This window comes from Candidatus Nanopelagicales bacterium, from assembly GCA_037045355.1.
Classification (GTDB): Bacteria; Actinomycetota; Actinomycetes; order S36-B12.
Genome location: JBAOHO010000014.1, coordinates 198,368 through 219,557, shown reverse-complemented (window position 1 = coordinate 219,557; position 21,190 = coordinate 198,368). Strand labels below are relative to the sequence as shown.

Annotated in this window: 20 protein-coding genes and 1 pseudogene; 2 read left to right on the top strand and 19 right to left on the bottom strand. The window is 67.6% G+C overall.

Translation table 11 applies throughout. The features are described 5' to 3' along the window. Positions 1-36 precede the first annotated feature (36 nt). The 11 genes and pseudogenes from gltB to hisI all read right to left on the bottom strand — a co-directional run bounded on the left by gltB (position 37) and on the right by hisI (position 12,420). A pseudogene (gene gltB / locus V9E98_09400) lies at positions 37-3,222 on the bottom strand (glutamate synthase large subunit). Between the two features lie 178 nt (positions 3,223-3,400). Then, on the bottom strand, positions 3,401-4,384 hold the full coding sequence (gene lgt, locus V9E98_09395; protein ID MEI2717196.1) for a prolipoprotein diacylglyceryl transferase: 984 nt from the start codon (positions 4,382-4,384) through the stop codon (positions 3,401-3,403). Further along, positions 4,381-5,172: a thioredoxin domain-containing protein gene (locus tag V9E98_09390; protein MEI2717195.1), complete on the bottom strand. Its 792-nt coding sequence runs from the start codon at positions 5,170-5,172 to the stop codon at positions 4,381-4,383. Before V9E98_09390 ends, lgt begins: the two co-directional genes overlap by 4 nt. Positions 5,173-5,304: 132 nt before the next feature. Next, positions 5,305-6,108: a tryptophan synthase subunit alpha gene (trpA, locus tag V9E98_09385; protein ID MEI2717194.1), complete on the bottom strand. Its 804-nt coding sequence runs from the start codon at positions 6,106-6,108 to the stop codon at positions 5,305-5,307. Beyond that, positions 6,105-7,301, bottom strand: a complete 1,197-nt coding sequence (gene trpB, locus V9E98_09380; protein ID MEI2717193.1) for a tryptophan synthase subunit beta — start codon at positions 7,299-7,301, stop codon at positions 6,105-6,107. Before trpB ends, trpA begins: the two co-directional genes overlap by 4 nt. 2 nt (positions 7,302-7,303) lie before the next feature. Beyond that, positions 7,304-8,107: an indole-3-glycerol phosphate synthase TrpC gene (gene trpC, locus V9E98_09375; GenBank protein MEI2717192.1), complete on the bottom strand. Its 804-nt coding sequence runs from the start codon at positions 8,105-8,107 to the stop codon at positions 7,304-7,306. A gap of 84 nt (positions 8,108-8,191) precedes the next feature. Then, positions 8,192-9,565 carry a HAMP domain-containing sensor histidine kinase gene (locus V9E98_09370; protein MEI2717191.1) on the bottom strand — a complete coding sequence of 458 codons (1,374 nt, stop codon included), beginning with the start codon at positions 9,563-9,565 and terminating at the stop codon, positions 8,192-8,194. Then, complete coding sequence (locus V9E98_09365; protein ID MEI2717190.1) at positions 9,562-10,245, bottom strand: response regulator transcription factor; 684 nt, start codon at positions 10,243-10,245, stop codon at positions 9,562-9,564. Before V9E98_09365 ends, V9E98_09370 begins: the two co-directional genes overlap by 4 nt. Before the next feature lie 3 nt (positions 10,246-10,248). Further along, positions 10,249-10,467: an HGxxPAAW family protein gene (locus V9E98_09360; protein ID MEI2717189.1), complete on the bottom strand. Its 219-nt coding sequence runs from the start codon at positions 10,465-10,467 to the stop codon at positions 10,249-10,251. 58 nt (positions 10,468-10,525) lie between these two features. Then, complete coding sequence (locus V9E98_09355) at positions 10,526-12,070, bottom strand: anthranilate synthase component I (protein MEI2717188.1); 1,545 nt, start codon at positions 12,068-12,070, stop codon at positions 10,526-10,528. Beyond that, the gene (hisI, locus tag V9E98_09350) at positions 12,067-12,420 is read right to left on the bottom strand and encodes a phosphoribosyl-AMP cyclohydrolase (GenBank protein ID MEI2717187.1); all 354 of its coding nucleotides are present in this window, start codon (positions 12,418-12,420) and stop codon (positions 12,067-12,069) included. The genes V9E98_09355 and hisI overlap by 4 nt, the downstream gene beginning before the upstream one ends. A gap of 143 nt (positions 12,421-12,563) precedes the next feature. Between hisI and V9E98_09345 the strand changes: the two genes are divergently transcribed. Then, complete coding sequence (locus V9E98_09345) at positions 12,564-13,235, top strand: TIGR03085 family metal-binding protein (GenBank protein ID MEI2717186.1); 672 nt, start codon at positions 12,564-12,566, stop codon at positions 13,233-13,235. 48 nt (positions 13,236-13,283) lie between these two features. On the opposite strand, the gene hisF is transcribed toward V9E98_09345, so the two are convergent. The 7 genes from hisF to hisD all read right to left on the bottom strand — a co-directional run bounded on the left by hisF (position 13,284) and on the right by hisD (position 19,099). Then, positions 13,284-14,060: an imidazole glycerol phosphate synthase subunit HisF gene (gene hisF / locus V9E98_09340; GenBank protein ID MEI2717185.1), complete on the bottom strand. Its 777-nt coding sequence runs from the start codon at positions 14,058-14,060 to the stop codon at positions 13,284-13,286. Between the two features lie 40 nt (positions 14,061-14,100). Beyond that, complete coding sequence (priA, locus tag V9E98_09335) at positions 14,101-14,856, bottom strand: bifunctional 1-(5-phosphoribosyl)-5-((5-phosphoribosylamino)methylideneamino)imidazole-4-carboxamide isomerase/phosphoribosylanthranilate isomerase PriA (GenBank protein ID MEI2717184.1); 756 nt, start codon at positions 14,854-14,856, stop codon at positions 14,101-14,103. Positions 14,857-15,052: 196 nt separating this feature from the next. Beyond that, positions 15,053-15,472 (bottom strand): DUF2510 domain-containing protein, encoded by a 420-nt coding sequence (locus tag V9E98_09330; protein ID MEI2717183.1) that lies wholly within the window; start codon positions 15,470-15,472, stop codon positions 15,053-15,055. 20 nt (positions 15,473-15,492) lie between these two features. Further along, the gene (gene hisH / locus V9E98_09325; GenBank protein ID MEI2717182.1) at positions 15,493-16,140 is read right to left on the bottom strand and encodes an imidazole glycerol phosphate synthase subunit HisH; all 648 of its coding nucleotides are present in this window, start codon (positions 16,138-16,140) and stop codon (positions 15,493-15,495) included. Continuing rightward, complete coding sequence (gene hisB / locus V9E98_09320; GenBank protein MEI2717181.1) at positions 16,133-16,726, bottom strand: imidazoleglycerol-phosphate dehydratase HisB; 594 nt, start codon at positions 16,724-16,726, stop codon at positions 16,133-16,135. The genes hisH and hisB overlap by 8 nt, the downstream gene beginning before the upstream one ends. After that, on the bottom strand, positions 16,723-17,796 hold the full coding sequence (locus V9E98_09315; protein MEI2717180.1) for a histidinol-phosphate transaminase: 1,074 nt from the start codon (positions 17,794-17,796) through the stop codon (positions 16,723-16,725). The genes hisB and V9E98_09315 overlap by 4 nt, the downstream gene beginning before the upstream one ends. Further along, a complete protein-coding gene (hisD, locus tag V9E98_09310) occupies positions 17,789-19,099 on the bottom strand; it encodes a histidinol dehydrogenase (GenBank protein ID MEI2717179.1) in 1,311 nt (436 codons plus the stop codon). The genes V9E98_09315 and hisD overlap by 8 nt, the downstream gene beginning before the upstream one ends. Positions 19,100-19,256: 157 nt before the next feature. Here hisD and ybaK point away from each other — a divergent pair, with 157 nt between their 5' ends. Then, positions 19,257-19,790 carry a Cys-tRNA(Pro) deacylase gene (gene ybaK, locus V9E98_09305; GenBank protein ID MEI2717178.1) on the top strand — a complete coding sequence of 178 codons (534 nt, stop codon included), beginning with the start codon at positions 19,257-19,259 and terminating at the stop codon, positions 19,788-19,790. A gap of 127 nt (positions 19,791-19,917) precedes the next feature. On the opposite strand, the gene V9E98_09300 is transcribed toward ybaK, so the two are convergent. Continuing rightward, positions 19,918-21,084: a GTPase gene (locus V9E98_09300; protein MEI2717177.1), complete on the bottom strand. Its 1,167-nt coding sequence runs from the start codon at positions 21,082-21,084 to the stop codon at positions 19,918-19,920. Between the last annotated feature and the right edge of the window lie 106 nt (positions 21,085-21,190).

Here is a 21,190-nt window from a genome sequence, read left to right as displayed (position 1 = left end):
ACCGGCGTGTTTCAAGGAGGTCAGCGGGGAGGCGCCGGTGCCGCCGTCGTGCCCGGAGATCAGGATGACGTCCGCGTGCGCCTTGCTCACGCCCGCGGCCACGGTCCCCACCCCGACCTCGGACACGAGTTTGACGTGGATCCGGGCGCGGTTGTTGGCGTTCTTCAGGTCGTGGATCAGTTGCGCGAGATCTTCGATGGAGTAGATGTCGTGATGCGGGGGCGGGGAGATCAGCCCGACACCCGGGGTCGAGTGCCGGGTGCGCGCCACCCACGGGTAGACCTTGTGGCCGGGCAGTTGCCCGCCTTCGCCGGGCTTCGCGCCCTGGGCCATCTTGATCTGGATGTCGTCGGCGTTGACCAGATACTCGCTGGTCACTCCGAACCGTCCCGACGCGACCTGCTTGATGGCGCTGCGGCGCGAGTCGCCGTTGGACATCGGCAGGAACCGCTCCGGGTCCTCGCCACCTTCGCCGGTGTTGGACTTGGCCCCGATCCGGTTCATGGCGATGGCCAGCATCTCGTGCGCCTCCGCCGAGATTGAGCCGTACGACATGGCCCCTGTCGAGAACCGCTTCACGATCTCGGTCGCCGGCTCGACCTCCTCCAGGGGGATCGGCTCGCGGATCCCGACGCGGAACTCGAACAGTCCGCGCAGCGTCATCAGGCGTTGCGCCTGCTGATCAACCTGGTCGGTGTACTCGCGGAAGATGTCGGCGTTCTTCTCACGGGTGGAGTGCTGGAGGCGGAACACCGTCTCTGGGTCGAACAGATGTGGTTCACCTTCCCGACGCCACTGGTACTCGCCCCCGACCGCGAGCCGCCGATGTGCCGGCGAGATCCCGCTGGGTGGGTAGGCCACGCGGTGCCGCCGAGCGACTTCCTCGGCGATCACCTCGAGCCCGACACCACCAAGTTTGGAGGTGGTGCCAGTGAAGTACTGGTCGACCAGGACAGCCGACAGTCCGATGGCCTCGAAGATCTGAGCCCCGCAGTAGGAGGACACCGTGGACACGCCCATCTTGGACATGACCTTGAGCACCCCCTTGCCGAGCGCCTTGACCAGGTTGCGCACGGCGGTCTCCGGGGCGATATCGCCCAGCATCCCGCGCCGGGCGAGCCCCTCGGCGGTCTCCATCGCCAGGTAGGGGTTCACCGCGGCGGCCCCGTAGCCGATGAGCAGGGCCACGTGATGGACCTCGCGGACATCACCGGCCTCCACGATGATGCCGACCATGGTGCGGGTCTTCTCGCGGACCAAGTGGTGATGCACAGCGGAGGTCAGCAACAGCGACGGGATCGGCGCGAGTTCACCGGTGGAATCGCGGTCGGACAAGATGATGAACCGCTTGCCCTGACGGATGACGGCGTCGACTTCCCGACAGATCTCGTCGAGCCGACGGCGCAGCGCCTCGCCACCGCCGCTCACGCGGTACAGGCCTGACACCCGCGCCGCCGCCAGACCCGGCATGTTGCCATCGGCATTGATGTTCCGGATCTTGGCCAGATCGTCATTGTTGATGACGGGGAACGGCAGGCGTACCTGACGACAGTGCCCGGGGACGGCCTCGAGGACGTTCCCCTCCGGGCCGATGGTGGTACCCAGTGAGGTCACGATCTCCTCGCGCAGCGCGTCGAGGGGCGGATTGGTCACCTGGGCGAACAACTGGGAGAAGTAGTCGAACAACAGCCGGGGGCGATCACTGATTGCCGCGATTGGGGTATCGGTGCCCATTGACCCGATCGGCTCGGCACCGGCGCGGGCCATCGGGGCCACCAGGATCCGGACCTCTTCTTCGGTGTATCCGAAGGTCTGCTGGCGACGCAGTACGGACTCGCGGGTGTAGACGATGTGCTCGCGGTCGGGCAGGTCATCGAGGTGGATGATGCCGTTGCGCAGCCAGTCCTCATAAGGCGCCTCGCCCGCCAGTTCCGACTTGATCTCGTCGTCCTCGCGAATGCGTCCGGCGGCGGTGTCGACCAGGAACATCCGGCCCGGCTGCAGTCGACCCTTGCGGACCACCGTGGCCGGATCCAGCTCCAGCACCCCGGCCTCGGACGCCAATACGACCAGGCCGTCGTCGGTGACCCAGAACCGTCCGGGTCGCAGACCATTGCGATCGAGGACGGCCCCGATGACGGTGCCATCGGTGAAGGACACGTTGGCGGGCCCATCCCACGGCTCCATGAAGGTGGCGTGGAACTCGTAGAACGCCCGTCGTGCGGGGTCCATGTCGGTGTGGTTCTCCCACGCCTCCGGGATCATCATCAAGACCGCGTGCGGCAGCGAACGGCCCCCGAGGTGCAGCAACTCGAGGACTTCGTCGAATGATGCGGAGTCGCTCGCGCCGGGGGTGCAGATCGGGAACAACCGCGTGAGGTCGCCCGGAATCAGATCCGACGTGAGCATGGCTTCCCGAGCCCGCATCCAGTTGCGATTGCCCATCACTGTGTTGATCTCACCGTTGTGGGCGATGAGCCGGTACGGGTGTGCCAAGGGCCACGACGGGAAAGTGTTGGTGGAGAACCGGGAGTGCACGAGTCCGATGGCGGAGGCGTACCGCTCGTCGGTCAGATCGGGGTAGAAGGCCGGCAGTTGCGCGGTGGTCAGCATGCCCTTGTACGCGATCGTGCGAGACGACAGGGATGGGAAGTACACGTCGGTCTCACGCTCAGCGCGCTTGCGCAGGCAGAACGCCAGCCGGTCGAGTTCCAGGCCGGACAATCCGGGCCGGGAGACGAAGAGCTGCCGGAATCGGGGCATGACGCTGCGCGCCGTGCGCCCCACCAAGGACGGATCGGTGGGCACATCGCGCCACCCCAGCACCGTCAGACCCTCGTCGGCCGCGATCTCCTCGATGTCGGCGACGGACTGGGCGCACAGGTCGTCGGCCGCCGGGAGGAAGGTCGATCCGAGCCCGTCGTCATCGCAGGGCAGGAACGCCGTCCCGACCGCGTACTCCCCCGCCACCGGCAGATCGAAGTCGACGACGGCACGGAAGAACGCGTCGGGAACCTGGGTCAAGATTCCTGCCCCGTCACCGGAGTCAGGCTCGGAACCGGAGGCCCCTCGATGCTCCAGGTTCGCCAACGCCGTCAGCGCCTTGGCGACGATGTCGTGGCTCGGGGCACCGGTCAACGTGGCGACGAAGGCCACGCCGCAGGCATCGCGTTCGTGCCGGGGGTCGTAGAGACCCTGAGGAGGGGGGAAAGCCGCGTGCATCATGGGCTACCTTCAGTCGTCCGGCGGGCGGGAAACCGGCGATGTGATCACCGGGCTGGCCCGCGGGACGACGTTGGCCCGCGGCTATCGGGATCATAACCCCCACACCGAGGCTCTGACGAGTCCACAGCCGCTCCAAGCGAACGGATGAGCCCCTGCTTGTGGCGACAGTCAGCCGCTACGCGGGGGCTTGGCCCCGGAGGACCCGGAGCCTTCCGCCGACCCAGCACCCTCGACCGAACCACGGCCCCCTGACGGCACATCCCCGGAGTCGGGGTCGGCGTCGGCTCGACTTCTGTTGGCCGGGCGAGCCGTGCGGTTGGAGCTCGGCGGCAGACTCCCGCCCGGGGCGCAGTCGGGCGCTGATCACCAGGTACAGCAGGGCGCCGACCCCGACGATGACCGCCGTCCAGACGTTCAGCCGCAGGCCGAGCACGGTGTTGGCAGTATCGATGCGCAGCATCTCGATCCAGACCCGACCGAGGCAGTACAGCGCGACGTACAGCGCGAACACCCGGCCGTGGCCCATCCGGAAACGCCGGTCCGCCCACAGCAGGACGGCGAACACCGCGAGGTTCCACAGCGCTTCGTAGAGAAAAGTGGGGTGGAAGGTCTCGAAAACCTCGTAGCCGGCGGGACGGTTGACCGGGCTGATCTCCAAACCCCACGGAAGGTCGGTGGGGGCACCGAACAACTCCTGGTTGAAGTAGTTGCCGAACCGACCGATCGCCTGGGCCAGGATGATCCCCGGGGCGATCGCGTCGCCGAACGGTGGCAACGGGATCCCTTTGCGTCGGCAACCGATCCAGGCGCCTAGCGCGCCGCCGAGCACGGCCCCCCAGATGCCGAGGCCGCCCTGCCAGATCTGGACGGCACCGGCCCATCCGGAGCCACCCGGCCCGAAGTAGAGCTGGTTGTCGGAGATGACGTGATAGAGCCGACCCCCGACGATGCCGAACGGCACCGCCCACAAGGCGATGTCCGCCACGGTTCCTGCTTGCCCACCGCGGGCGATCCATCGTCGGTTGCCCACCCATACTGCCACCAGGATGCCGACGATGATCAGCAGCGCGTAAGCCCGCACGGGTAGCGGCCCAAGGTTCCAGACACCCTGATCCGGGCTAGGAATGGACGTCGGCAGGGCCGCGAGCACCGCGGTCACTGGTTCGCGGCGGCTTCCTGGATCGCCTTCAGCAGCGCCTCCGGGGTCGCGCGGTCCTCATTGGAAACCTCGACACCGTTCAGGTAGAGGCTGGGCGTGCCGGACACTCCGGCCTCCTGCATGGCCTGGGTGCCGTTGACGGCCCACGTGACGTAGGTGCGATCGGTCAGGCACTTGTCGAACGTGGTCTTGGCTTCGCCAGTGATCCCGGCCTGCTCGGCGAACGACAGCAATTGCTGGTCGGTCCAGCCGTCGCCCTCGTTCTCGGGCTGGTTGGCATAGAGGATGTCGTGGTACTGCTCACCCTTGCCAGCGTCAACCGCGCAGCCGTAGGCAGCCGCCGCGCGCTTGGAGTGATCGCCGGGGAAGTTGCCGTCGAGGAACGACGTGCTGCGGAAGATCACCTGGGCGTCACCACTGTCGGCGACCTTCTGCAAGGTGGGGCCGAATACGGCCTCGAAGTCACGGCAGGCAGGACACTGGAAGTCCTCCCAGATCTCGAGAACGGGCTTCCCCGTGACCCCGTCGGACCACTCGACACCGAACTTGTACGGCGAGTCCGCCGGGAATGCTCCCGCGGGGGCAGCGGCGTCGGCACTCGGTTGCGTGACGTTCTTGTTGTTCTGGCTCGTGATCCATGCTCCGCCGACCAACGCCGCGACGACAACAACCAACACAGCGCCGATCGAGATGTTGATGATCAGGCGGCGCCTCTTGTCCGCAGCCTCGGCGGCGGCTCGAGCCTCGGCGGCCTTCTCGCGCGCGCTCTTGGGCTTCTGGGTGGCCATCGGATACTGCTCCCTGTGCTTCGCTGGTCGGTCCCGGGACCGGTCTGGCCGGCCCGGGGCTTCAGTGGCTCGCACCACTGTACGCGGACAAAGCCCGGCCGCCGCGCATGGTGACTCTCCTGTGACCCGGGCTCAACGGCTGTGACGGGCGACGCCTGCGACCAGTTCCCGCGAGAACTGTCCGACCGCCGCCACGGCGGCGTCGGCGTCGGTTGCCTCGAGGACCCGCCGGACGAACGCCGAACCGACGATCACACCGTCGGCGAACTGGGAGACATCGTGGGCCTGGGCCGCGGTGGACACTCCGATGCCCACCGCGATCGGGGTGGCAGTGACCCTCCGCAGTCGCTCGACGAGATCGGCCGCTTGGCTTCCGACCGCCTGCTGCACCCCCGTGACCCCCATCAATGAGGCGGCGTAGACGAACCCACTGGTGGCACTGGCGACCACCGCGAGCCGATCGTCGGTCGACGAAGGAGCGGCGAGGAACACATGAGCCAAGCCGCGATCGTCGCAGGCGGCGACCCAGTCGACCCCCTCCTCGGGCGTGAGGTCCGGCGTGATCACGCCGGCGCCGCCGGCCGCCGCGAGTCGATCGGCGAAGCGCCTCGGGCCATATCGGTCGATCAAGTTCCAGTACGTCATCATGACGATGGCCGCGCCACGCCCCGCGACGGCGGCCACGACATCGAGTGCGTCGTCGGTCGTGGTGCCCTGCTGCAGTGCTTGTTCCGCTGCGGCGCAGATGACAGGCCCGTCCATGAGCGGATCCGAGTACGGGATGCCGACCTCGACCATGTCGACTCCGGCATCGATCATGGCCTCGATGATGCGCACCGACGTCGCATGATCGGGGAACCCGGCGGGAAGATAGGCGATCAGGGCAGCCCGATCCGCGGCGCGGGCGCGGGCGAAGGCGTCGGCAACGGTCGTCACGGTTGGTCCTGCGCCGTCAGGCCGAAGTACTCGGCAGCCGTGGCCATGTCCTTGTCACCGCGCCCCGACAGGTTGACGATCATCGCTGCCCGCGGCCCGAGCCGCTGGCCCACCCGCAGGGCACCCGCGAGTCCATGGGCGGTCTCGAGCGCCGGAATGATCCCTTCGGTTCGGCACAGCAACTCGAAGGCGGCCATCGCCTCATCGTCGGTGACCGATTCGTAGGTGGCCCGGCCCCGGTCGTACAGGTGCGCGTGCTCCGGCCCGATGCCGGGGTAGTCCAGTCCGGCGCTGATGGAGTAGGAGGGGACGGTCTGACCAAATTCATCTTGCATGATGTAGGTCCGAGTGCCGTGCAGGACTCCCGGCGCTCCCCCTTCGAAGCGCGCCGAGTGTCGGCCGCTGGCAACACCATGGCCCCCGGCCTCGAATCCGAACAGTGCTACCGCGGGGTCGTCCAGGAACGCGCTGAACAGTCCGATGGCGTTGCTCCCGCCACCCACGCAGGCGACCGCTGCATCGGGCAGGCGACCGATGCGCTCGATGATCTGGGCGCGAGCCTCGCGACCGATCACCGATTGGAAATGCCGCACGATCGAGGGGAACGGCGCCGGGCCGGTCACCGTGCCCAGCAAGTAGTGGGTGTCGGCCACGTTGGTGACCCAGTCGCGCATGGCTTCGTTGATGGCGTCCTTCAGCGTCCGCGTGCCGGCCGTGACCGGGACGACGGTGGCACCCAGCATCTTCATGCGCGCGACGTTGAGGGCCTGGCGCCGGGTGTCCTCTTCCCCCATGTACACGGTGCAGTCCAGCCCCAGGAGGGCGGCCGCCGTCGCCGTGGCGACTCCATGCTGTCCCGCGCCGGTCTCCGCGATGACTCGCTTCTTCCCCATACGCTCGGTCAGCAGGGCCTGTCCGAGGACATTGTTGATCTTGTGGCTACCTGTGTGATTGAGATCCTCACGCTTCAGGAACACTCGGCCACCACCACAGTGCGCCGCGAAACCCGGCACCTCCGTGAGCGGACTCGGACGACCGACGTAGTCGCGGTTGAGGGCGTCCAGTCTGCCGGTGAAGTCGGGGTCCGCGGTGGCGGCCAGGAACTGAGCCGCGAGTTCGTCCAGTGCGAAGGTCAGGGCCTCGGGCACGAACCGGCCACCGTACTCGCCGAACTTGTCGGTCAGGGAGGCCACGGTCATTCCCGACTGAGCGACGGATGCGCCCCGGCAGTCACGAGATCGTGGACCGCAGCGACCGGGTCGCCGCCGGTGACCAGACTCTCGCCGACCAACACCGCATCGGCGCCCTCCGCTGCGTAAGCGAGCAGATCGCGGGGACCCCGCACGCCTGATTCGGCGATGCGCACGCACTCGTCGGGGATCACCGGAGACACCCGCGCGAAAGTGTTCCGGTCGACCTCGAGGGTCTTGAGATTGCGCGCGTTGACACCGATGATGCGCGCCCCCGCGGAGACAGCACGCTCGACTTCCCACTCGTCGTGGACCTCCACCAGCGGCGTCATGCCCAGCGAAGACGTGCGCTCGATGAGGCTGACCAGCGCGTCCTGCTCGAGCGCCGCCACGATCAGGAGCACCACATCAGCACCCGCGGCGCGGGCCTCCCACAATTGGTAGGAGGTGATGACGAAGTCCTTGCGCAGCAAGGGGATGTCGACGGCGGCCCGCACGGCCACCAAGTCGTCCAGCGAACCGGCGAAACGGCGTTCTTCGGTGAGCACGCTGATGATGTGGGCGCCGCCCGCCTCATAGGCCCGCGACAGTTCCGCCGGGTCGGGGATGTCAGCGAGGTGCCCGCGGCTGGGACTGGCCCGCTTCACCTCGGCGATGACCTTGACCCCATCACCACGCAGCACGGCGGTGGCATCGCGTGGCCGAGGAGTGGCCGAGGATCGTTCCTTGAGTTCGTCGAGGGAGGTGTGCGCCATGCGACGATCCACATCGGCGCGCACGCCGTCGAGGATGTCATCCAGCACTGTCACGTGTTGCCTCCCAAGCGCCAACCCTAACGGCGCTCCCGCGTCAGGCGGCAACCGGGCTTGGGCGGGCTTGTCCCGGATCCCGGATCACGACGCGAGCGGAACCAGAACCGTGAACGCGGCACCACCTTCGGGTGCCACTCCGACCTGGGCGGATCCACCCATCCGGCGCGCCAACTCACCGACGAGGGCCAACCCGACGCCCGAGCCGACCGTACGTACCCCGCGATACCTCGCGTAGAGCGCCGCCGGTTGGAACGCGACGGCCCGATCGTCGTCGGTGAGCCCGGGTCCACCATCGCGTACCGTGACCGCGCCCCACGGCCCCCACGGGGTCACTGACAAGACGATGGCTTGACCGGCCGGAGTCACGCGCAGGGCGTTCTCGGCCAGGTTGTCGATGATCTGTCGCGTGCGCACGGGATCTGCTCGGACGACCACAGGCCGCGTCGGAAGCTCGGCAGTGAACCGCACACCCACTCGCAAGCACCGGTCGCGCCACACCTGCGCCGCCTGAGTGGCGAGTTCGGTCAGATCGATGTCGATCGGTTCGATCGCAACATCGACCGCGCCCAGACGCGCCAGGTCCAGCAGGTCGGCGACGAGGCGATCCAACCGTTCCGACTCGGCCTGCATGACCCGCGCCGTCGCCGGCACATCACGTTCGTCGACCATTCCGTCGGCCAGGGCCTCCGCGTATCCGTGGATCGCGGTCAGCGGAGTCCGAAGCTCGTGCGACACCGACAGCAGGAACTGTCGCTGCCTGCCTTCGCTGGCGTCGAGTGCATCCGACAATCCATTGAGCGACTGCGCGATCTCCGCGATCTCGCGCGGTCCTGTGGCAGCGACTTGCACACCTCGCTCGCCCGCTGACAAGGCGCGGGCGGTGTCCGCGAACTGGCGCAATGGTCGGGTCAGGCGCCGGGACACCAGATACCCGATCACCGACGCCACCGCTACTCCGACAAGGACGGCGGCGAGGAGCCGACGCAACGCCTGGGAAGCCGGCTCGACGACGTTGTCCACGGGGGCGAGCAGGACGACGGCGTATCCACTGTTCACGGGCCGTGCGGCGGCCAGGTAGTCGACTCCCGCGATGGAGACCTCGCTGTTCAGTTCGGACCCGGACCGCACCGCCTGCTGGTCGGCGAAAGTCAGTCCCGGGGCGGGTTCGAGATCCGGTCCGATCAGGTAGGCGGAGATCTGCTGCGATGCCAGCAGATCGCGCAGCCGCTGCGGAGAGTCGGTGGAGCCGGGCCGCTGCAGTGCGGCGACGGTGATCTCGGCGACCCGGTTCAATGTGGCCTCCGCCTGGGCCTGGGCGGCGCCGTTGATCAGCGGGATCGAGACTGCGACAGTGACGACTGCCGCGATCAGCGCGATGACGATGCTCAGCAGTACGGTGCGCCCGGACAGGGAATCGAGGGCGCCGAATTTGCTCGTGGGCTGAGCTTCGCTCACTGGGGACCCGGGTCGGCCGCGGCATAGCCGACCCCGCGCACGGTCCGGATGGGGGACGCCGCCCCCAGTTTGCCCCTGACCTGTGCGACATGGACGTCGACGGTGCGGGTGCCGGCGCCGGCGGAGTAGCCCCACACCTCGGACAGCAGCTCGTCGCGGCTGTACACCTTGCCGGGATGGGCCACCAGGTGGGTGAGCAGATCGAATTCCGTTGCGGTCAGAACGATGGGTCGCCCGGCGACCGTCACCTCGCGTGCGGACCGGTCGATGCGGACCTCTCCCAGTTCCAGGACCGCTGCCGCACTCTCCGGACCGGCCGCCCGCCGGACTGCGGCCTTGACACGGGCGACGAGTTCCCGCGGGCTGAAGGGTTTGGTGATGTAGTCGTCCGCACCCAGTTCCAGCCCGAGGACCCGGTCGACCTCGTCGTCGCGTGCGGTGCAGAACAACACCGGGGTCCAGTCGTTGTCAGCCCGCATGCGGCGACATACTTCTGTGCCGTCGATACCGGGAAGACCCACATCGAGGACCACCGCCACCGGGTGCCGATCTCGGACCTCGATGAGCGCTTGCTCGCCCGAGTCGGCGGTAACGACGCCGAAGCCGTCCCTGGACAGGTAGAGTCGGATCAGGTCGCGGATCGCCGGTTCGTCCTCGACGACGAGAACCAGACCACGCACGTGTCAGTCGCCGGTGGTGGCAGGTTTGGGGGTCTTGCCGTATCCCATTCCGGCCATGACCCGGCCGACGATGGCTCCGATCACGAAGAGCGCGACACCACCGATCCAGAACAGCGGCCAGTTGGCCAGTACCACCGCGATGGTCCCGATCAGGAACGAGATCATCATGATGATCACCGCGGTCCACGCCGCGGGCGTATTGCCGTGCTTGTGTTCGCTCATTCTCTGTTTCTCTCTCCTCGGGCTCAGTTCTCAGGTTCCTCTGACTTCTCGGGCCCGGCTATTCCTCGTCCGAGGGGACCGGCACCATGGTCGCTGCCACCGCAACAGCCTTCAGGACAGCCGCGGCCTTGTCACGGCATTCCTGATCTTCGCGCGTGGGGTCGGAGTCGGCCACCAAACCGGCCCCTGCCTGCACGTACGCCACATTGTTGCGGATCAATGCGGTACGGATGGCAATGGCGGTGTCCGACCCGCCCGCGAAGTCCAGATAACCCACCGCGCCGCCGTAAAGCCCGCGGCGTACGGGTTCACGCTCGGCGATGATCTCCATCGCCCGAGGTTTCGGAGCCCCCGACAGTGTGCCGGCGGGGAATGTCGCAGCCAACGCGTCGAACGCGGTTCGCCCGGGGGCCAGGCTTCCGACGACGGTGGACACGAGGTGCATGACGTGGCTGTAGCGCTCGACAGCCATGAACTCAACCACCTCGACCGACCCGGCGGCACAGACCCGGCCGAGATCGTTGCGCCCCAAGTCGACGAGCATCAGGTGCTCCGCGCGTTCCTTGTCGTCGGCGAGGAGATCCTCGGCCAGTCGCGCGTCGTGCTCGGGATCGCGCCCGCGCGGGCGTGTCCCGGCGATCGGGTGCATCGTGCAGTGGTTGTCGGCGACCGTGACCAGGGCCTCGGGTGAAGATCCCACGATGTCCCATCCCGAACCTGCCTGCGGGTTGTCCGGATCAGGCAGCCGGATCAAGTACATGTAGGGGCTCGGGTTGGTCGCCCTCAGCACGCGATAGACATCGAGGGCAGGGGCAGGACTGGCGATCTCGAAACGTTGGGACAGCACCACCTGGAATGCGTCACCGGCTCGGATGTGTTCCTTCACCGTGTCGACGTCGGCGAGGTAGTCACGCTGTTCGGTCCGAGCACGCGGCTGCGGCTCGACAGCCGCGTCGTAGGTGACCACGGATTCGGGTCCGGCTGTCGCCAGATCCGCGACCATTCGATCCAGGCGATCCACCGCGTCGCGCCAGGCATCGTCCACCCGGTCCGGGGAACCGTCGAAGTTGATCGCGTTGGCGATCAAGGTGACCGAACCGTCGGTGTGATCGACGACCGCGAGGTCCGTCGCGAGCAGCATCCCGAGTTCGGGCAGACCCAACTCGTCCGCTGAGTTGTCCGGCAGGCGCTCCCAATGTCGCACGACGTCGTACGACAGGTACCCGACCATTCCCGACGTGAACGGTGGCAGATGCGGATGCGCCGGCGTGGCGAGGGCAGCGACCGTCTCACGCAGGACGTCCAGAGCCGCACCTTCGGTGGGGAGTCCCGCCGGAACCCGGCCGACCCAGCGGGCCCGGGTCCCGTCCGCGGTCAACATCGCCGCGCTGTTGACACCCACGAAGGAGTAGCGGGCCCATTGGCCATGTTCGGCGGACTCCAGCAGGAATGTCCCGGGGCGCTCGTGGGCCAACGCCCGGTACACGGCGACGGGGGTGAGCCCGTCGGCGAAGACGGTTCGGACCACCGGGATGACCCGGCGGTCGCGGGCCGTGTTGCGAAACTGCCTCAAGTCGGGCGTGACCGCGCCATCGGCGATCACGGGCGCACCACCAACGCACGATCCGTGAAACACGTCCGGGTCCCGGTGTGACAAGCCGGGCCGGTCTGCTCGACGGTGAGCAAGACCGTGTCGCCGTCACAGTCCAGCGCCACAGCCACCACCCGCTGTCGGTTCCCCGACGTCTCGCCTTTCACCCACTGCCGCGCACGACTGCGACTGAAGTAGGTCGCTGCTCCCGTGCTGAGAGTCCGTTCCAGCGCCGCCCGGTCCATCCACGCGAGCATGAGGACCTCGTGGGTGGTCGCATCCTGCGCGATGGCAGGGACAAGCCCCGAGTGGTCGAAGTGGACCTGCGCCAGGATGTCCTCGGCACTGTCGTAACTCGCCATTGGCCCATTGTGCCCGTGGGGCCCTCTCCGCGGTACCAGGAGATCCCTGTGATCAGGGTTGGCAACGTCGTCTGCCCACCGAGGTCGGGGTGGGGCGCGGGGTGGTGTCGAGACTTCGCAGCCTCATGCCTAACATGGGGCGCGTGTCAGCGATTGATCTCTCCCGCGCGGAACGAGCCGGGATCTGCGATCTCCTGGAGGAGGTCGGTCCCGACGAGCCGACCCTCTGCGAAGGCTGGACCACCAGAGACCTCGCCGCCCACCTTGTGGTGCGGGAGAGCCGACCCGACACCGCGCTCGGCATCCTCGGTGGCCCACTGGCCTCGTGGACCGAGAAGGTCCAAAACGACGCGGCGTCCCAGCCCTACGACAAATTGGTCACCCTGGTGCGCAACGGTCCGCCCATCTGGTCGTACTTCCGATTGCCGTGGGTCGACGGCCAGCTGAACACGATCGAGTACTACGTCCACCACGAGGACGTCCGCCGCGGACGAGACAACTGGACCGTGCGCGACCTCGATCCTGAGTTGTCCGGCTTCCTGTGGGATCGCCTCCGGCTCGCGGGGCGGGGCTGGTTCGCCGGCATCCCTGGAGGGGTCACGTTGGTTCGCACCGACGGCGCCCCGGACGATACGTGGACCAAGGGCGGCGAACCGATGGTGACCGTGACCGGCACCGCGGGCGAACTCATGATGACCGCTTTCGGTCGTAGTGCAGCCGACGTGGAGATCGAGGGCGACCCGCAGGCTGTCGCGGAATTCCGTGCCACACGGTTGCATGTGGACGAAGACGATCTGATTCCCGACGAACAGTAGGACGAGCCCGCCGGCCCGGCAGGCAGATCCCGCACTCGGACTTTCCGGTCAGACTTCGCCCACGTGGCGGACCGGATGACCCGCAGTCGCCAACTCGGCCTTGACCGCCGCTATCGAGGTGGTCCCGAAGTGGAAGACGCTCGCGGCAAGGACCGCGTCGGCCCCCGCCGAGACCGCTGCGACGAAGTCCCGCGGCGCACCCGCACCCCCGCTGGCGATGAGTGGGAGCGATGTCACCGCCCGTACCGAACTGATCATCTCGGTGTCGAAGCCGGCGGTAGTACCGTCGGCATCCATGGAGTTGAGCAGGATCTCGCCCGCTCCCAGGTCTTGCACCTGTCGGACCCAGTCGATGGCATCGACACCGGCGGACGTTCGCCCGCCATGAGTGGTGACCTCGAAGCCGCTCGAGGCGGAGGAAGACCGCCGGGCATCGACGGACACCACGACGCACTGTGACCCGAATTGCCGCGCGGCTTCGGCGATCAGTTCCGGTCGGGCTATGGCCGCGGTGTTGACCCCCACCTTGTCCGCCCCAGCCCGAAGCAGTGCGTCGAAGTCCTCGGGCGTGCGGACACCGCCTCCCACGGTCAGGGGGATGAAGACCCGTTCGGCGGTACGACGAACGACCTCGACCATGGTGGCTCGTCCGGCGTGACTGGCCGTGATGTCGAGGAACACCAATTCGTCGGCACCGGATTCGCTGTAACGCGAGGCCAGTTCGACGGGGTCCCCCGCGTCACGCAGATTGCGGAAGTTGACCCCTTTCACGACGCGGCCCGCGTCGACGTCGAGGCACGGAATCACGCGGATGGCGAGGGTCATCGGTGCGTCACCGGGTCACGTGTCGTCGGATCCATCCGATTCACAGGTCACCGGGGTTGAGGTAACTGTGCCGGGGTGCCACCGCCACCAGCGCTTCCGCCAAGGTGAATGCGCCCGCATAGAGAGCCTTGCCGATGATCGCGCCCTCGACGCCCAAGGGCACAAGTTCGGCCAGGGAATGCAGATCCTCGAGGCGGCCGACCCCGCCCGAGGCGACGACCGGGCGGTCCGTCGCCGCGCACACGGTCTCCAGCAACTGCAGGTTCGGGCCCTTGAGGGTGCCGTCCTTCGCGACATCGGTGACCACGTACCGAGCGCAGCCGTCAGCGTCCAGCCTGGCCAGGATCTCGAACAGCTCTCCCCCATCGCGGGTCCATCCGCGGGCGGACAGCGTCGTACCGCGGACGTCGAGTCCGACGGCGATCCGATCGCCGTGCTCCGCGATCACACGAGCACACCACTCGGGAGATTCCAGGGCGGCGGTGCCGAGGTTGACCCGGCGGCACCCGGTGGCCAGCGCGGCCGCGAGGGACTGGTCATCGCGGATGCCCCCCGACAGTTCGACGTCCACGTCCAGATGGCCGACAACGTGAGCGAGCAGGTCCCGGTTCGAGCCACGACCGAACGCGGCGTCGAGATCGACCAGGTGAATCCACTGCGCCCCCTGCTCCTGCCAGGCCAGTGCGGCCTGCAGCGGGTCGCCGTAGTCGGTTTCTGTCCCTGCCTCGCCTTGAACGAGCCGGACCGCGGTCCCGTCGGCGACATCGACAGCGGGCAATAACTGCAACGTATCCACGGCGGAAAGCCTATAGCCCTGATACCCCGGCCCATCGGCCACTGCGCGCCACCGAGGACCTGACGGATCCGGACCAGGGCCTCCGGGTGAAGGTGGCTTGGGCCTCAGGGCGAAGGTGGCTTGGGCCTCAGGGCGAAGGTGGCTTGGGCCTCAGGGCGAAGGTGGCTTGGGCCTCAGGGCGAAGGTGGCTTGGGCATCAGGGCGAAGGTATGGTCGGCGCCTCGGTGGGCGGGAGAGTGGGAGGGGTCGGTGGGACAGTCGGCGGCAGAGTCGGCGCCTCGGTGGGAGTCTTGGGCGCCTTGGTCGGTGGCGCCAACGTGGGCGCCGTCGTCGGTGGCGCGGTCGGAACGGGAGTCGGTTGAGACGTGTCCCGCAGGAGGAAGAACCACAACAGTGCGGCGGCGATGACGGCGGCCAGGACAACCAGGATGATCAGCAGCCAGTTCGTCGAGCGCTGTGCCGTCTCAACGGCCGGGTCGGTGACGACCGCTGCGCCCTCCGGGCCGGGCACGACTGCCGGGTAGGCGCGGGCGTCGGTCCACCGGGTGCCGTCCCAGAACCGTTGCCGCCGGGGATCCTCGGGGTCCGGATACCACCCGGGCATGGGATTCGACATGACACCTCCAACTCGGGACACTAGCGCAGCAGAGCGAGCCAGTTACGCATGACGGCGATGCCCGCATCCCCTGATTTCTCAGGGTGGAACTGGGTCGCGGTGAGGACGCCGGACTCCGCAGCGGCCACGAACGGCTCGCCGTGCCGACTCCAGGTTGCTTCGCCGCGTTCTCCTTGCCACGCCCGCGCGGCGTAGGAATGGACGAAGTAGAACCGCTCGTGGCTCACGCCCGCGAACAGGGCACTGCTGGGTGAGGTGGTGACCGTGTTCCAGCCCATGTGCGGGAGCACATCGGCGTGCAACCGATCGACGGTGCCGGGCCAATGTCCGAGTCCCACCGTATGCAGCCCGTGCTCGTTGCCCGCGTCGAACATGACTTGCATCCCTACGCAGATTCCCAGTACCGGGCGCCCGGCAGTCAATCGCTCGGCGATGATCCGAGGACCATCGGCGGCACGTAAGCCCGCCATACACGCCGCGAATGCGCCCACTCCGGGAACCACGAGGCCGTCACAGGACATGGCGTCGTCACGGTCAGCGGTGATGACGGCCTCGGCGCCGGCGCGCTGGAGCGAGTTCTGCGCCGAGCGCACGTTCCCGAAACCGTAGTCGAAGATGACCACGCGTGGCCGGGTGCGCACCCCAGGGGTGACGGTCGGATCAACCACCCAGGGTTCCCTTGGTGCTGGGCACCCCGGCCACACGAGGGTCGATCTCGACCGCCGTTCGCAGTGCCCGGGCTACGGACTTGAACTGGGCCTCCACGATGTGGTGGGCGTTGCGCCCCGACACCACCCTGACGTGCAAGGTGATCTGAGCGGTCGCGACGACTGATTCCCAGATGTGGCGCGTCAACGTCGTGTCATAGGTCCCGATCAGTTCCACGAGCTCGGGTTCCGTATGCACGAGATAGGGCCGGCCCGACAGGTCGACTGCGCTCTGCACGAGAGCCTCGTCGAGCGGCACCAAAGCATCACCGTAGCGGCGAACCCCCTCCTTGGTCCCGAGCGCCTCACGGAGGGCCTGCCCGACGGCGAGCGAGGTGTCCTCGACGGTGTGGTGAGCGTCCACATGGAGGTCGCCGACGGTGCGAACAGAGAGGTCGAATCCCCCGTGTTTGCCCAGTTGCGCCAACATGTGGTCGAAGAACGGGACGCCTGTGTCGATCTCGGTGCGACCCGCCCCGTCAAGATCCAGCGCCACCGACACCTGACTTTCCTTGGTGGCCCGTTCCACCACGGAAGCTCTGGTCATGTTCGCCATCCTCCACTGTCGAGCAGCGCTGCGCGCAACGCTTCGTTCTCTTCTGCTGTGCCGATGCTGACACGCAGGTGACCCGGTCCTCCGGTCTCCCTCACGAGCACCCCCCGACCGCGCAGGTCCGAGAACAGTCTCCGGGAGTCCCGGACGGGGCCGATAAGGATGAAGTTGGCGCTGGAGTCCGCCGCCGGGATGCCGTGATCCGCCAACCATTGCTGCAGGAGGCGCCGCTCGGACACCAGGTCAGCGACGGGCGCTAGGAGAGTGCTCGCGTGTCCGAGGGCGGCCACCCCAGCGGCTTGGGTGAGGGCAGACAAGTGGTACGGCAGGCGGACGACGCGCAGGGCGTCCACGATGGCGGGAGAGGTCACGGCGTACCCGAGCCTCAGCCCGGCCATGCCCCACGCCTTGCTCAGGGTGCGGAGGACGATGAGCCTCGGGCACTGGGGCAGCAACTCGACCGCGCTGCGGGCCCCCGGCTCGAATTCGATATAGGCCTCGTCGACGACGAGGACGCCGCTGGACGCGATCAGCGAGTGCAGGTACCGAACTTCGTCGAGATCGAGCAGCCCACCAGTCGGGTTGTTCGGCGACGCGACGACCACGACGTTGGCGGCGCAGCCGGCGATCAGTTCGGCAGCGATGTCCGGTTCGATGCTGTGGTCGGCTGCCCGGGGCGCCGTGGCGTAGGCGGTGTTCGTGTCGCGCGCGTACACCGGATACATGGAGTACGTGGGCGTGAAGGACACGAGCGTTCGACCGGGCCCGCCGAAAGCCCCCAGGATCTGGTGCATCACCTCATTGCTGCCGTTGGCGGGCCACACCTGATCCGAAGCCACGCCGACGTACGCCGCGAGAGCGTCGCGCAACTGTGCCGCTTCCCGATCCGGGTAGCGGTTCAGCCGCACCAGCTCGGCTGCGACCGCCGCAGTCAGGTCGGCGACGACGGGCGGCGGCGGCGGATACGGATTCTCATTGACGTTGAGTCGCACCGGCACGTCATCCGTGGGGGCACCGTAGGGCCGCTCCCCCACGAGATCGGCACGCAGAGGAAGTTCAGTCATGAGCGAGCGGAATCCGGGCGGTGATAGCCGTTGCATGTGCCGGCAGGTCCTCGGCCTCCGCCAGCGTACGGACGGTGTCGGCGATGTCAGCCAGCGCGGCGTCATCGTAGGACACCACCTGAACCGGACGCAGGAATGTATGCACTCCGAGGCCTGAGGAGAACGCGGCCGAACCGCCCGTGGGCAGGACATGGTTGGATCCGGCCGCGTAGTCACCCAGGGACACCGGCGTGTGGGACCCGAGGAAGATGGCACCCGCGTTGGTGATGCGGTCGGCGATCTCCTGCGCATTGTGGGTGTGTATCTCCAGATGCTCGGCACCGTAGTTGTTGGCCACGGCGATCGCGTCGTCGATCCCGGCAACAATCACGATGGCGCTCTGGACTCCGCTCAGGGCCTCGGCGATGCGCTCCGTGTGCTTCGTCGCAGGAACCTGTCGCGCCAACTCGCCGACGACAGCTTCAGCGAGGCTTTCGGAATCGGTCACCAGAACAGCGGCTGCGAGCGGATCATGCTCGGCCTGGCTGATCAGGTCGCCAGCGACACAGGCGGCGTCGGCGGAGTCGTCGGCGATGATCATGATCTCGGTCGGGCCGGCCTCGGAGTCGATGCCGACTGAGCCCATCACCAGGCGCTTGGCGGCCGTGACCCACACGTTGCCAGGACCGGTGATCATACGAACTGGTCGCACGGCTGTCGAGCCCGAGCCCCCGCCATGGGCGAGCAGCGCGACGGCCTGGGCGCCACCCACGGAGTACACCTCACTGACTCCGAGCAGTTGGCACGTCGCGAGGACGGTCGGGTTCGGCCAGCCACCGTTCTCCCGCTGTGGCGGGGAGACCACGGCGATCGACGCGACGCCCGCTTCCTGTGCGGGCACCACGTTCATGATGACGCTCGACGGGTAGACCGCGCGTCCACCGGGCACGTAAAGACCCACGCGGTCGACAGGCACGAAACGTTGTGTCACCGAGGCGCCTGGCACGACGGTGGTGGTGACTGATCTCGGGTGCTGATCACCGTGAACCCGGCGCACCCGCTCGATCGCCTCGGCGAGTGCAGCTCCCACCGAATCGTCGAGTTCCGCCAGGCTCGCGACCAGGACCTCCTCAGGTACGCGCAGCGCGGGCGGTCGCACGCCATCGAGCCGCTCACCCCACCGCAGCGCCGCCGTCGGCCCCTCGGCAGCAACGTCAGCGACGATAGGCGCCACCTCGGCGACGGCGGCACCCACCTCGAAGGCGGCCCGGGGCACCACGATGTCGGCACCGGGGACCCCACGGTGGTTCAGCAGCTGGATCACTCGCCTAGTCTACGAAGACTGATCCCGGGCCGCTTCCGGCCGCAGATTACGGACCGCCGCCCGGCCGCCGAAGAATGGCCGCCGCCGGCCGCAGGAGAATGGCCGCCGCCGGCCGCAGGAGAATGGCCGCCGCCGGCCGCAGGAGAATGGAGAACGGGTGGCCAAGAAGGACGGGAAATCCAAGAAGGACGGGAAATCCAAGAAGGCGAGCAAGTCCACCCGGAAGGCGACTCCCGCGACGTCGACGCTGGCCCGCCTGGGCATTCCCTACGCGCTGCATACCTACGAACACGACCCCCGAGTCGAGCAGTATGGCGAAGAGGCCGCCCAGGAGCTCGGGGTCGATCCTCACCGCGTCTTCAAGACCCTGGTGGCGGACGTCGACGGCGACCCGATCGTGGCTGTAGTACCGGTGAGCACCAAGTTGGATCTGAAGGCTCTGGCAGCGGCTGTCGGTGGGAAGCGGGCCGTCATGGCCGATCCGGAGCGAGCCGAGCGGATCACGGGCTATCCGGTCGGAGGGATCAGTCCACTGGGCCAGCGCACGGAACTGCCGACGGTTCTCGACACGTCCGCGATGGACCACGAGTCGATCCTGGTGTCGGCGGGTCGGCGCGGGATGGACCTCGAGATCATGGGGACACACCTCATCGCCGCCCTCAACGCGCGCACCGCCCCGATCGCCCGCTGATCTGGTGCCCGAGCCCTCTGCGGGGTCTCTTGCCCGGGGCCGATCACCGGACATCTCACTGAAACTTGCGGTTCCCGCACGGCTGCCGGCGCTCCCTCGTCAACCGGCCTTCCGCCCGCGCGATCGGCTACTGCGGATCCTGCTCGATCTCGGCAGCGAGCTTCTTCCGATTGGTCCAAGCGTCACGGAAGGCTGCCACGAAGGCATCTTTCACTCCATCGCTGCCCAGGAACGCCGCGGCTTCCTCATCCGTCATGCGCACCAATCGCTCATTCACCGCCATCCACCCGTAGCCCATCGCCAACGTGACACTCGACGCGACCCCGGCCTTGATGACGAAACCGGTGACCGACCCCGCACCTGGCACGAACTTCACGATGGTGCCCGCCAGATACCGCCCGATGGTCGATGCCCCGGTGGCCATCACGATGCTGCCGAAAGCCTGGACGAGGCGGCTGGACGGAGTCGGCACTCCGTAGGCCGCCGACACCGCTGCCAGCATGCCCATCTGAACGGGGAACAGCGCTGCGGCATCTGCTATCGGCAGGGGGACGGCGCAGGTTCCGGCAGCGGCAGTGGTCGCCGCCCGAATCGCTAACTTGGCGCGCCGTCGCTTTCTTTGCAGGTCGATGCGCTGGGCCGCCTCGAGGGCCGCCCGCACCGACGCTGGGATCACCTCCGCGGTCGCATCCAGCAGTTCGTGCAAGCCGCACAGTTCGGGTGTCACCCAGGGGTCCACGCGGGCGTTGGTGAGGATCGGGGCGGGACCCGGCTGGGTGGGCAGTCCCCGGGACTCGATGGCCGCCGCGAGTTCGATCGCATCGGGGTGGATATGACCGTCGCGTACGGGAACCTGACTCAAGACGATCAGGACGGGCAGGTCAAAGGCCGCCAGTCGGGTCACGAATCCGGCCTGGGAATCCTCGAACCGGCGATCACCTGAGCGCACGACGTACCAGACCGCGTGCACCTGGTCATTGATCGGACCCTGGCGCCGGCGACTGATCTCGACGCCAAGCCGTTCCAAGATCGTGTCCCCGTGCTCGCCGGTCTCGAATCCCTTCGTGTCGAAGACGCCGACCGGCAGGCGGTCGTGGGCGAAATACTCGGTATCCACGGTCACCGGGACCCCGTTGCCGGTGGGAGCCACGTCCGAGCCGAAGATGGCGTTGATCAGGGTCGACTTGCCCACTCCGGTCTTGCCGCAGATCAAAATGTTGAACCGGCCGATTTTGGCCCGCTCCTCGTCGAACCGGCGTTGGAAGTCTTCGGCCCACCCGGGGTCCAGTCCCATCTCGACTCCTTCACCGGAGTTATGGCCATCGTGCTCGCGGTCAACTCTCCACCGTTTGCAGCTACCGTTGCGTCGCTCTTTACTTCGCCCGGCATTCGTCACCGCA